General features: G+C 54.8%; 7 protein-coding genes. 1 reads left to right on the top strand and 6 read right to left on the bottom strand.

The genetic code is table 11. The annotated features are described in order from the left end of the window. Nucleotides 1-19 precede the first annotated feature (19 nt). From ABE504_RS28555 to ABE504_RS28545, 3 genes are all read right to left on the bottom strand, one after another. Nucleotides 20-2,092: a sulfatase-like hydrolase/transferase gene (locus ABE504_RS28555; RefSeq protein WP_430095401.1), complete on the bottom strand. Its 2,073-nt coding sequence runs from the start codon at nt 2,090-2,092 to the stop codon at nt 20-22. Between the two features lie 52 nt (nt 2,093-2,144). Then, a complete protein-coding gene (locus ABE504_RS28550) occupies nt 2,145-5,123 on the bottom strand; it encodes a fibronectin type III domain-containing protein (RefSeq protein ID WP_430095399.1) in 2,979 nt (992 codons plus the stop codon). A gap of 318 nt (nt 5,124-5,441) precedes the next feature. Continuing rightward, complete coding sequence (locus ABE504_RS28545; RefSeq protein WP_430095397.1) at nt 5,442-6,581, bottom strand: Gfo/Idh/MocA family protein; 1,140 nt, start codon at nt 6,579-6,581, stop codon at nt 5,442-5,444. Between the two features lie 206 nt (nt 6,582-6,787). Between ABE504_RS28545 and ABE504_RS28540 the strand changes: the two genes are divergently transcribed. Beyond that, nucleotides 6,788-8,599, top strand: coding sequence for a sensor histidine kinase (locus ABE504_RS28540; RefSeq protein WP_430095395.1), 1,812 nt, complete (start codon nt 6,788-6,790; stop codon nt 8,597-8,599). Between the two features lie 2 nt (nt 8,600-8,601). On the opposite strand, the gene ABE504_RS28535 is transcribed toward ABE504_RS28540, so the two are convergent. The 3 genes from ABE504_RS28535 to ABE504_RS28525 all read right to left on the bottom strand — a co-directional run bounded on the left by ABE504_RS28535 (nt 8,602) and on the right by ABE504_RS28525 (nt 12,887). Next, nucleotides 8,602-9,591: a Gfo/Idh/MocA family protein gene (locus tag ABE504_RS28535; protein WP_430095393.1), complete on the bottom strand. Its 990-nt coding sequence runs from the start codon at nt 9,589-9,591 to the stop codon at nt 8,602-8,604. A gap of 75 nt (nt 9,592-9,666) precedes the next feature. Continuing rightward, nucleotides 9,667-10,785, bottom strand: a complete 1,119-nt coding sequence (locus tag ABE504_RS28530; protein ID WP_430095391.1) for a type I phosphomannose isomerase catalytic subunit — start codon at nt 10,783-10,785, stop codon at nt 9,667-9,669. After that, entirely contained in the window at nt 10,782-12,887 is a 2,106-nt protein-coding gene (locus tag ABE504_RS28525; RefSeq protein WP_430095389.1) for a beta-galactosidase, read from the bottom strand. Before ABE504_RS28525 ends, ABE504_RS28530 begins: the two co-directional genes overlap by 4 nt. Nucleotides 12,888-12,889: the final 2 nt, after the last annotated feature.

Here is a 12,889-nt window from a genome sequence, read left to right as displayed (position 1 = left end):
TCTCCTCTCTTTTCGCCGTTTATTGCGGCAGAACGACAATATTGTCAAAAGCGGTCGTCGCATTCGTCGTGCTGTTCGGGCTTCCGACCCGCAGGCCGACCAAGCCGCCGCTGTACGTACTGTCGGTTGCCGACAAGGTGGCGATCACCGTGCCTGCGGCGTTTTTGAGCGTGGCCGTCAGCGCGCTGCCGTTCGCCCCAATTTGAAGGTGATACGTCTCATTCGTATTAACCGTCAGCCCCGACGTTTTCTCCGCCAAAACCGTGCCCGACGTGCCGTTCGCATCCATCCGGATCAAGCGGAACGCGCCGCCGTATTCGATTTGCGCGAGATAGCCCTTGAACATGAACGAGCCGTTCGCGTGATCGGAGCTGCGGAAGATGACACCGGATTTCCCGGACGTCTTCAGCATCACATCGGCATCATAGGTGAAATTGGTAAAATACGAGCCCGCCTGCACGGAGCGGATGCCCCCTTTGCCGGTACCTTCCCACTGGTTCGCACTGTTCACCGACCAATCGGGATTCGGCGCGTCCGCATCCTTGTTATAGGCGAACCAGCCCTGCGCGTAACCGTAAGGCGGGTCGGTGTCACCCGCACCCGACAGGTCGTCGTTAAAATCCTCCCGCAGCGGATTGTTCGCATTCCAGTCGTTCAGCGCAGCAATCAAGGCGTTTTTCGTCGCCGTCAAGCCACTGCTGCCGATGAGGTTATCGCCTGCTTGCTCCGGATTCACTTCTGTCACGTCGTACAAATACTCGTTCACCGTCGTGTCGGGATCAATCGTGCGGATATATTTGTACGTACCGTTGCTGACGGCAAGCTGTACCTGATCTGTCTGACCTTCACCGTCCTCGTTGATATACCGCCAGTACAGGTAATCGTGCGGGTTCCCGCTGCTGGTCCCCTTAACATACGGCGACAAATCCGTGCTCGCCTGCGTAGGCAGCGTGGCCGTCGAGCCGGCAGCCCGCAGAATGGTCGCCAGCAGGTCCTGCGTGCCCACCATCTTCGTGTAAGTCGTGCCCGCATTCGTATACTGGCTCGGCCACTGGATCGCAAACGGCTCGCGGATGCCGCCTTCGAACACATCGTGCTTCCCGCCCTGTAACCGTCCGGCGGAGCCGATTTCCGGCCCGTTGTCGGAAACGAAAACGACCATTGTGTTATTCCACTTGTACCCCGAATGAGAGCCGAGCGCATTCAACACTTCCCCGACGTTATGATCCAGATTGTCGACCATCGCGTTGTACACTTTTTGCTGATTCGTCAGATCGGTTCGGCTCGCGTACGGCGCATAGTAGCTCGAAGGCACCTGCATCGGCACGTGCGGCGAATTGAAGGCCAGATACAGGAAAAATGGATCCTGCGCAGCCCCCCCGTTATTTTGAATATAATCGACCGCCTTGTCCGTAAACACATCCGTTAAATAGTTCGTTGGCGTCCGCTTGACATACGTGCCTGTCCCCGCATCATATTCCTTGACGTTCAGTGTCTGATCGGAAACGACCGCCTGGCTAGTGACCACGGTATTCGTGCTCTTTTGCCAGAACGTCGCGTCGCTCGGCGCTGTGCCGTTCGTCGGATAGTAGCTGGAGATACCGCCCGGAATGCCATAAAAACTGTCAAAACCGCGAGCCACCGGCATCAGCGCGTTCGTATTGCCCATGTCCCATTTGCCAATCATCATCGTTTTGTAATTGACGGACGAAATGTTTTTGAGCAGGCTCGCAATCGAGTACGTTGGGTTTCGATCGTCGTACGTCCGCGCCAGAAAATTGCTGTCAAAGCCAAAACGCGCCGGATACCGCCCCGACATCAGCGCCGCCCGGGAAGCCGAACATACGGGCGAAGCCACATAGCCTTCCGAAAAATTGATGCCGTTGGCAGCAATGGATGCCAGATTCGGCGTCGTGGAGATCGACGTCGAGTTAGTCAGACGCGTATCGCCGTAGCCCAGATCGTCGGCATAGATCATGATGACGTTCGGCGCGGCCTCTGCCTCCTTGGGATGCGACATGCCGACGGCCACCGCCGCAGCGGCAGCGACAAACGTATACTTCGCGGCCGTGTAGTACTGTTTTTTATTCATGCCATCGTCCCTCCTCTTGAAGGTGGGCAGCCCCTTCAGGCTGCCCCCTGACCTACTTCACAACCGTCAGCACATCGGAATTTTCCGTGCTCTCCACGCCGGATTTAACGGCCTTCACTTTGTAGTAATACGTGGTGCCCGTCGCAAGTCCCGTATCCGTGTAAGTCGGGCTGGTCAGCCCGGAAGCAACGACGCTGAAGCCGGATTGCGGTGACGTGCTCCGGTAAATTTTGTAGGTGCCGGCCGATCCTGTCATGTTATCGACCCATGCATATACACGGTCGAACATCGCCTGCTGCTTGTTGGCCGCCAGCGCGATTTTGCCGGATGTCAGTGAAGAATCCGTTGCGCTCAAAATCTCGCGGCTGTCGATGTAGCACTTAATCGAAGAGCCGACAAATTCCATAATCATATGCATATTGTTGATGTCAAAAGGTTCAAAATAGCTCGTCGCCTGCAGCGACGCCAAGGTCGTCGTGGCTAACGTCGTGAACGTGCCGCCTACGCTTTTGATCAGCTTAAACGTCTGGTCGCTGTTGTCATACACATACCGGTAATAGTTGCTGTCGTCCGTATACCGCCCCAGAATACTGATCGTGCCGTCGGCGTTCCAGGAACTGACCTCGACATTCGCTTCCACAAAATAGTCCTGCCAGCTCGCGCTGCCCGTGTTCGACTGTGCCAGCCCTCCGGTTGACGTCACTTGGTAAACCTTCGTATCCCGCTGCGCGCTCGGATGATCGATGACCGCCCAAGTGCCTTTCGTTTCCGTCCACGTATCTGTCGCCACACCGTCCTCAAAATAGTCCTTGAACGCCCGCACGAACGACGGCTCCCACGTCAGCTTCACACTCGTGGAAGTGCCTCCGGCGCTCTGCAAATTATTCGGCGTGTACGCCAGATCCAGCACTGGCTTCGCGCTCAGTTCGGACGAAGCGGCACTTTCGCCTTTGCCGTTATAAGCCGTCACGACAAAATAGTACGTCGTGCCGGACGTCAGCCCCTCCACGTTCATGCCCATGCGGTTGCCCGCATCCAACGTGTTCGTGTAGACGCCAGGCGACGTGCCGTATTTGACCTTATAGCCGGTGGCGTAAGGCACGCTTTGCCATTCCACCTGGGCCATGTTGCCGCGCTGCCCGAAAGCTCGCGTCGCCGTCGGCACCGCCGGAATCGCCGTCCGCGCCTTCACTTCGTTGGACACGCCGCTTGCGCCGGACGCATTATTCGCCGTTACGGCAAAGTAATACACCGTATTCGCGCTCAGCCCGCTCACGGTAAACTGCGTAGCCGTCCCTGCGGACACCGTGCTCGAATAGGAGCCGGACGCCGTCCCGTACTTGACCGTATAGCCGGTCGCCCCGTCGATCGGCCACCATTTCAGGTCCACCGTGTTGCCCGCTCCGGTTTCGGCCGACGTAATGCGCGTAGGCACTGGAACCATCAGCGCGTCGCTGCGATTCCACTCCACTCGCATCACGCTGTAAGGCGGCACCAGAATCGGATTCGTGCCGGTATACGACGCCGTCTGGATCGAGACCGCCGTCGGCGCGCTCGACGAGTTGCCCGCCTGCGGGTTGGTCGACGACGTATAGTACGCCGTTTTGGCCGCGTTCACGTTCGTGCCGTTTATTTGAAGAGTCACGTCGTGAGATTTATCGGATTTATTCGTAATCAGTACGTAGTTCTTATTGTTGTTATTGTAGTTGCCTTTGTAAGCCGTCGCGTACAGCGCCGGGATTGTGGACGCATTCAGCGTATCGCTCAGCGTCGCGACCGTCGTGCCTCCGCTTACCGAGGCGTTCCAGCGCTTCGTGCTGTTGTTGATCGCTTGATTGACCAGCTTATTGGACAGACCGGCCGTTTTAAAATACAGCTCATGATCGACGGATGCGGAATCAAACACCTGATCCTTCTGATAAGCGTCCAGCACCCGATCGTTGTAATCGACGGCAGCATCGATTGTCCAGAGCGGAATGCCGCCCGTGCCCGTCAGCATATAGTTGTTCGCCTTCGGCACCGTGGACAGGCGCATCATCGCTTCCGCATTAAAAATCGCATTATACTGCGTATTGTAGAGCGGTCCGGACACTTTGACGTCCAGTTCGTTCTGGATGATCGGCGTCGGATTCAGCTCGCTGTTCGCGAGGTAATTGTTGTCGATCCGGCTGCGAAGCTGCGGCAGCAGCCAGTTGCCGTTCTTCATGCTTTCGTCGAACGTAACGCCGTTGGAGCTATCCGGATCATTCGCTTCGTACGTATGCCACACGATCGCATCCCACCAAGGCACGGCTGTGCCCGCTGTGTAGTTCAGAATGCTCGTATCCCACGTATTGTTGCCTTTCGGCGTATACGCGACGGTCGTTTTCGCATTCGGGTCGACCGCTTTGATCGCATCGCGGAACGGCTTGAGCTTGTTCAAGTAATCGACCGCGCTGTTATAGAACTTCGGAATCGCCGAAGTACCGCCGTTAAACAAATAAGGCTCGTTGCTCAGCTCCCAGTAGTCGACGATGATGTTATTGTCCTGGCAAAACTTCACCAGATCAGCAATCTCGTCCGGCGTACTCGTGAAGCCGTTCACGACAATCGTCAGACGGGAACCCGTTTTGCGCAAAAACTCATAATAGGCCACGAGGTCCATGTACCCTTTTCCGCTCGCAATTTCCCGTTCCCACTCATATTTGTAGTACAGCTTGCGGTTATCGAACATCTGGGCGTTGCGTTCCTCCGGCATTTGGCCGGTCTTCACGTTAAATACGTCATTCGCCGTCCCCGCCGACCAGCGTCCCCACTTCGCGTTCAAATCCTTCACCATATTCACATAGGCCGGATCGGTAAACTGATACGCCCGGTTCGTGATATGCATGTTGTATCCGATCAATCCCTCTTGCAAATCGTATTCCGTCGTCGTGTCCACATTCACCGTCGCCGTAAAATCCGCCGCATGCGCAGCACTAGGCAGCCCCAAGCTGACCAATCCGCCAAGCAGCGTAACCGACAAGCAAGCGGAAAACGTCTTTTTCATCATTAGACATTCCATCCTTTCATCGTTATGGCGTTGCCTTTCCCGGACAAGCAGTAATCGCTTACTTAAAAAGGAAGTGCTCACCTCCCCGTACAGATGGCGGCTCCGCAAGCTTTGCGCACCACGAAGATGAAGCCGCACTCGTTATCACTATGCCTGATGCACTGGGGAGAGGTAAATATGTGAAATTGCCATGTCGTTGAAAACGCTTTCAAGTCAAAAGAGAAATACATACCACCCACCTTGTATTGACTCGGCCAGCCACAATAAAAGAAAAGCTGCCTGAATGCGCGTCAGCACATCAGGCAGCTTTCCATCTTATTAGAATTTGTCATCCCAGGCGATCGTCTGGAATGTCCCCGTTTCGGCCGATTGCTTCGCCTTCAGGCACATCAAAGCGCTGGTAAGACCGTGATCCAACGTACTGTGCGACTTGTCCAGGCCCTGCATCACGTCGACGAAGTTGTTGACCAGCATGGTATCGCCGCCGAAATGATCATTCCCGGCATCGACATCATACGTTTCCACTCTGTTCGTATGATGCATGTACACCTTGAGCTGGCTTGTGTAGAAATTGAACTCCAGCGTGCCCTTATACCCCATGAAGCGCGCGCCACGGTAACCGGCTTTATTGCGGACGAAAAAGTTTTGCGAATACGCGACATGCATGCCGCTTTCGTAGCGGACCAGGGCGCTGCCGGAATCCTCATTGCCGGTGTCTTCGGCAAAGGAGCAGTAGGCCCATCTTTCCCGTTTTTTCTCGGGCAGTTTAATCGTGCTCTCTTCGCAGGTCCTATTTTCTTCGCAATCCATACATTTTAATCCTGCCGGCTTTGTTCCCTTGAAGATTTGCTTGGAGGTCATGGCGCATACGGCAATCGGACTTTGATCGACAATGTAGTTGATGTAATCGAAGTCATGCGTCGCTTTCTGAAGGAACAAGCCTCCCGTTTCTTTCTCATCCCTGTACCAACTATGATAATAAACGCTCCCGTACGGCGTGTTGTTCGTTGCTTGCACGTGCTCAACCGTACCGATTTTGCCCGAATCGATGATTTCCTTAGCCATCCGGGCCACTCTGGACACGCGCAGCGGGAAGGAGACGACGACCTCCGAGGAAGAAGCATCGCTTGCTTTTTTCAGCCTGTGTACATCCGCCATCGTCGTTGATACCGGCTTCTCCAGATACAGCGGGATGCCGGTCGGCAGCACCTTCAGCGCCATTTCCGTGTGAAGCGAGCACCTCGTACCGATCAACACGCCGTCAAGCTCCTCGTTGTTGTACATATCCTCGAAGGAGGCATAGAAATGAACGTCCTGCAAGGCGCTGTTCTGCGCTTTCAGCTCATCGTTGCGAATATCGGTGATCGCCTGAATTTTGCATTCAGGGCGCTGCTCCTGCATCACTCTGATAATGTTGCCGATCCGCGATCCGTAACCGATTACCCCTAATTTGATCATCTCTCTTGTTCCCCCAGACTTTGCATGAATTTGACTGCTTATCTTCATTTTAGCTGCGGCGGATTTATGATAAAATGGTGTAATCCCGCCATTTAGTCACATCCGCTGACTACTTGGTCGACAAGCGGTATACAATGAAGTCAAATCGTATAATAAACCGCTTTCACGAAAAGGATCGAGCGTACACCGATACATGGGGGACTAGCATGAGGGATTCTCTGAGCTTATGGTTTATCGTGAAAAACTATCGGATTCGCAGCGTCTTTATTAAAAACTTTTTTATTATTTTGTCGTTGATCCTGCTGCCGGTCACCGGCTTCAGTGTGGGCATTTATCAACTGTACAGCAAAACCGTGACCGAAGAAATCAGTTCGGCGCATCTTCATTCCTTATCCCGAATCCGGGACATGATCGATATGACGATCCGCGAGGCTGACAACTATTCCATCCGGATCGCGTCCAGCGAGACGCTTGCTACACTCATGTCCCCCTCACCGATGCACAATTACGATTTGAATGTCAATGTGCTCAAGATGTCTGCTGAGCTGAATATGATGGATACGATGCGGAATTTCGTCGAGTCGGTGTACGTGTATTCCGAACAAAACCGCAGCGTGATCTCGTCCCAGATGGGTCGATGGGATCTGGAGCAGTTTCTCGATCAAGGCTGGCTGGACAGTTATAACACGAACAAATCTCAGCGTAAAGCTTGGACCGTAGCCCGCAAAGCGAAGACGTTCCAGTCGGAGTCCGAGGAAAAAACACTGATCACCTTATTCCGGCTCGCCCCGCTGCTCGAAACTTCCAAGCTCGGCAGCGTCATTATCAATATCGATACGGCCCGGTTCATGAACATGATTAATCAGACCGGCAGCGATTACATCGACAGCGTCTTTATCATCGGGGGAGACGGCACCATTCTCGGCAGCAACGACCTTACCCTGATCAATCGTCCCATCTCGGATGTCATTCCGGTGAAAGACATAGCCGAGGGTAAGCCGAATGAACCGGTCTTTGTGTATGAGGATGAATCCAAGCAATCGGTATCTTATGTTCATTCCTTGTATAACGACTGGAAATTCGTCTCCATCGCTCCGTTGAAGCTCTATGAGGACAAAGCCAAATACATCCGCAACTATTTGTACATCTCTTCCTTGTTCAGCATTGTGGTCGCGTTGATCATCTCGCTGGTCGTATCTTGGAGAATGTACATGCCGATCAAGCAGATTATGTCCGTCGTCAGCCGCCCGGGAGAATGGCTGGAGGAATCTCCGCCTCCCAAGCGGGTGAATGAGATTAAATATATTACGTCCAGCATCCTTGACTCTTACGGAGAGAAGCGCGAACTGGAAAACGAGCTGCGCTACCGCCTGTCCCTGCTCGACCGCGCTTATGCGATCGCGCTCCAGTCGCAAATCAATCCGCACTTTCTGTACAACACGTTGGAGACGATCAACTGGCAGGCAATCCGCTTATCGGGCGGAGAGAATGTGGTGTCGGATATGATCTCCTCCCTCTCGCAGCTGCTCCGGTTTTCACTGGAGGGCGAGGACAATCTGGTGCCGATCCGCGTAGAGATTGAGCACTGCAAGCATTACATCGATATTCAGAAAATCCGGTACCCGCGAAAAGTCGACGTGCAATGGCACCTCGACGAGAAAATCATGAACTACAAAATTCCGCGGATTACCTTGCAGCCGCTGATCGAAAATTCCATTTACCATGGCATCCGGCCGATGTCCCAGGAAGGAATGATTACGATCAGCGGACAACTGGAGGGCGATTCGATTGTGATTCGGGTCGCCGATAACGGCGTCGGGGCCGATCCGGACAAAATCGAGCGCATCAATCAAGAGCTGGCTGATAAAAATTGGATCACCGCCAACAACCATATCGGGATCCGCAACGTCAATCAGCGCATCAAGCTGACCTTCGGCGATCAATATGGCCTGCATATGGCAAGCGTTCCCGGTCACGGCACAACCGTGACGGTACGGATTTCCGCGATTCAGGCCTAACTCTAAAAATAAACGATCCGGCCCTCGTCGGCCGATTGCCTGGCCTTTAGCGCCGCTTCCGTCACAGCGAAGGAGTCTGCGGCGCTTACCAGGCAGGCGGCTTCTCCGCGCACTTGCCGGACGAAATCGACGAAGCTCTGACCCTCCGCAAGCAGCGGCATCTCGTGGACGCCTTCCAGCCCATTGCGCATCAGCAGCACTTTCTGTTCCCGAACCTCCAACACCCCTTCGGATCCGGCGATGCGGATTCTGTCATCGGAGTGGCTTGGCGCCTGCCGCGGCCGCAAGTAATCGATGCTGACCGAACCGAATACTTCATTCGAAAAGGTGAAGTGGCACAGCGCCGACGCCTCCAGCTCGCGATGCCCGTTATTCGCTCGGCAGGAATGAGACGCGTACACGGAATGGAAGGACTCCCCGCTTAACCAATACAACCAATCGATCGCATGGCTGCCGACCCAGGGAATTGTGCCGCCATACGTGGCCCGGCTCCGGTACAACTCGCTGCGCTCCCCGAGGCGGTAGGACTTCTGTGCGGTCATTAACCGGACGTCCCCGATAACACCTTCTCCAATCAACTGCTTTGCCGTGAGAAAACAGGACATATACCGCATGCCGAACATCGCAGCCAGATGAACGCCGCTTTGCCGATGGATCGCTTTGACTTGCTCCAGATCCTCCAGTGTCAGCGCGAGCGGCTTCTCGACAAAAACATGAATGCCTCTGCGCATCGCTTGCATCGCAACAGCCGCATGATCGTGAAAGCCGCAGGCGACAGCAGCAATATCAGGCTTCAGTTGATCCAGCATGTCCGTGTAACTGGCGAATTGCGCAGGCATCCAACCGTAAGCCTCAGCGCTTCGGAGTAACGGCTCGACATCTTCGGCGGATGAACCCGGAGCGATGCCGGCGAGCTCCACCTCCGGCAGCTCTTTCAACCCTTTCAAGACATATGCCGTATGTCCCGTTGATCCAATGATACAAACCTTCATTATGATTACCTCCCTATGCATAGATAAAAATGAAACAAGCCGAAGCCCCCCTATCCGGAGAGACTTCAGCATGTTTTAGGATCGAGGCGGATAACAAAGGATGACTTGAAGCGGCTCCCCGTCCGCACACTTCCAATTCAAAGCAGGCAAAGCTGCCGGTAAAAAGAACGTATCTCCTCGCGCGACGCCAAGCTCTCCCGACGCCCAACGAACGACGCCCGTCCCTTCCACAACAATCGCGATCGCAAACGTCCCGCTCGGCTCCATCGTATAGTCCGAGACGACTGTCAGACGATCCATCCGGAACCGGTCCGTATCGCTTTCTTTAATCAGCGAGGTGAGGCTGCCGCCCGTTGTTTCGTGAACAAGATCAGGCGCAATATGCCATCTCGCTTTGATCTCCTCCAACGTATGCGCTTCATAGTGGAAGCACTCCAGCATCGCATCGAAGCCCAGTCCTTGATGGCAAGCCTGATCGGGCACGGGATTGCCGCGCGGGGTCACCCGCTCGGTCCGCAGCGTGTAATCGGTCGGCTCCTGGATTTCGATCAGGAAGCAGCCGCTGCCGATCGCATGCGGAACACCACCCTCGACAAGGAAGACGTCGCCTTCGCGAACGGGAATTCGATGCAGGGCATCCAGCATGCCCGCAATATCCTGCTTGTCGAACAATGCCTTCCACTTCTCCGGTGTAACGCCGGGCTTAAAGCCGAATAAAACGTAAGGCGCGTCCCCATCGAGTTCTCTGCCGCCGATAACGTACCAAGCCTCCGTTTTACCAAAACGGGATTGGAATTTTGTCATGGCGTATTCCCGGTCCGGGTGGACCTGAATCGTCAGCCGCTCGCCGGCATCGAGCAATTTGACGAGCACGGCCGGGTGGCTCCCGTACTGCTGGACATGGGCTTCTCCCAGATACGCGCACGGATCCGAAGCGATGGCTTCTTTGAGCGTCACCCTGCTGCCGTCCGGCAGACGAACTTCACTCAGCCCCTCGTTCCGGACGTGCTCGCGACCAACATTGGTCGCCTGGACAACGGAAGCTACCCATTCCTCCGGCATTTCGCCGTCTTCCTGCCGCTCATTTCCTTGAAACGCGTCAATCAGCTTGCCTCCCGAATAGGTTCGCCATACCCGATTGCGTTCCAGCCGGATCGGTTGTTGCGCTAACGATTGGTAATCCCCTGCTTTCATCGCTTATTCCCCCAGGAAACGTGATAGATGGCCGTAGCTTTGCTCGGAATCGCTGCCTTTAGCAGCAGCCGGTTGTCCTCGCAAACCGCGTCCACAGCGCTCCGCCGCACAAGCTCCGCAACCTCTGCCGCCGGCGCATCGACGCCATTCACAACAAGATCTGAAGCAATCGGCTCGTCGTGATAATTAAATACGAACAGCAGTAGGCCATCCTCTCCCCGCAGCGTGCACAGCCTCAATCGCGGATCGCTGCTGGCATGCAGTGACAGACCGAGCTCAGCATCCAACCCTTGCAGAAAACGCAGGATGTCGGGGTCCGGTTTCTTATGATAGCCATACCACAATAAGGTAGAAAGGTAGATCATCCGCCCCTGCCCGACCGGCGAAGCAAGCACAGCCGGCGCATCGTCCGCATAGCGGCCCCACACCTCAACGTGCTCGCTCTCAACCTGCAAGAGCTTCCGTTCGAAAAATCCCGGCAGTCCCCCAGCTTCATTCGTCCCCGCCTCCTGCAGCGTAATCGCCAATTGCAGCGGATCGATATCGATCGTCCGATAGCCAAGCAGCGGGTTCAGCGCCCCTCCCGGCAAATCCTCGTGCAGAATGCCGTCTTCACGGATTTCGCCGAATTTGCCATCGGCAATTACGGTGCCGCCCTGCTCCGCGAAATGCGCGAGCGCAGCGGCGAATTCCTTGTCCATGACGATCTGATTGGACAGAAACAGCACGCGGAATGCGTTCGCTTTGCCGCTCTTCACATCCTCCGGCGTAATAAATTTGACGGGAATGTTCAGCTCCCATAGGCATTCATACAGACCGGCGATCGAATCAATATACAGGTTCGTTTCCTCCGGAACCGCGTTCGTAAACACTTTGGTAAAATCGTGGGTCAGCTTATCGTAAACGATAGCGGCATGAGGCTGCTCCGGCTCATAAGTCATAAATTCAGCCGCATGCTCCTTGAGGATGCCTGCCAGCTCCGCAGCCGCTTCCGCCCGAGGCGTCACCGCTCCTTTGGCGTCGACCAGCCCTCGGCCGGACGTTTGGTTGCCTTTGATGAACGGATCCCATTTCCAAAATACCATACCTTTGGCCCCATGTGAAATCGCTTCCAGTACCCACCATTTCAGCTCATGAGGCAGTACGGTGCTGCCCGGATTAAACATGTTCCGATGATGGCTCTGCATCTCCGATATCCAGAACCTTCCCGTCCGGGTTGCCGAGTGAGCGCCGACGAACGTCTCCCAGCGCTTGTAGTGCGGCATTCCCGCCACATTCTCCTTCGGATAAAAGGAAATGCCGAACTCATCCACATGCTCCGCAACGTTCCAATCATCATGCGGACGATCATAAAATTGATCGGAAGCGACCATCGAATGAATATTGTCGGCAATCGTCGGACGATCCGGATCGACGGCCTTCACATACCCCCTCCACTCGCTCAGAATCATGCCCACATTCGCTTTGCGGAATTGCTGCCAGTCTACGAACGGCATAACGCTGGGCCACAGCCAGGAAGTAAATTCGACCTGATGCCAACCGAAATAGGCGCGGTCCCACACTTCATTCAACCGCTCGATCGTTCCATATTTAGTCTCCAACCACTGCCGGAAAAGCTGCAGCGTATAGCGGTCATACGAAGTGAACATCGTCTCATTCAAAATATCGTAGCCGTACAGCGCGGAGAAACCTTTGTAGGCCCCAGCCGCGGCAGTGAAATTTTGCTTCACCAGCTGCTTAATCTCAGGGTGATTATAATTGAGACAATCGAAGACGCGAGCGTCGTTCTTAAGGCTGCCGTCCTGCTTGACGGCGTAGTAGTCGTCCTTCATCAAGAAATCGGGCGCATACTCCAGCGATGTAATTTGCCCGGCCAGTTCCATAATGACCTTCATACCCAACTGTTCGGCATGCTCCAGAATCGCGATGCCCGTCTGGAACGGGTAGTGGGCATGGGCTCTGTTTTCCCACCAGAAAACGGCAGGCCAGACGACGACGGTATTCATGCCGCATCGCTTCATCGCCTCCATTTTCTGATAAATATCGGCAAGCGAGAACTCCCGCTGTATTTTCAACACGGCTCCGTATGGAAATGTATGCATCC

Source organism: Paenibacillus oryzisoli (genome assembly GCF_050467285.1).
Taxonomy (GTDB): Bacteria; Bacillota; Bacilli; order Paenibacillales; family NBRC-103111; genus Paenibacillus_E; species Paenibacillus_E oryzisoli_A.
Note: the sequence above shows the minus strand (reverse complement) of the source record. Positions and strands in the feature narration are given on the sequence as shown.

Excerpts from the sequence above, each read along its gene's own strand:
- ABE504_RS28550 (WP_430095399.1), bottom strand. The coding sequence starts at position 5,123 with ATGATGAAAAAGACGTTTTCCGCTTGCTTGTCGGTTACGCTGCTTGGC.
- ABE504_RS28555 (WP_430095401.1), bottom strand. The coding sequence starts at position 2,092 with ATGAATAAAAAACAGTACTACACGGCCGCGAAGTATACGTTTGTCGCT.
- ABE504_RS28525 (WP_430095389.1), bottom strand. The coding sequence starts at position 12,887 with ATGCATACATTTCCATACGGAGCCGTGTTGAAAATACAGCGGGAGTTC.
- ABE504_RS28530 (WP_430095391.1), bottom strand. The coding sequence starts at position 10,785 with ATGAAAGCAGGGGATTACCAATCGTTAGCGCAACAACCGATCCGGCTG.
- ABE504_RS28545 (WP_430095397.1), bottom strand. The coding sequence starts at position 6,581 with ATGATCAAATTAGGGGTAATCGGTTACGGATCGCGGATCGGCAACATT.
- ABE504_RS28540 (WP_430095395.1), top strand. The coding sequence starts at position 6,788 with ATGAGGGATTCTCTGAGCTTATGGTTTATCGTGAAAAACTATCGGATT.
- ABE504_RS28535 (WP_430095393.1), bottom strand. The coding sequence starts at position 9,591 with ATGAAGGTTTGTATCATTGGATCAACGGGACATACGGCATATGTCTTG.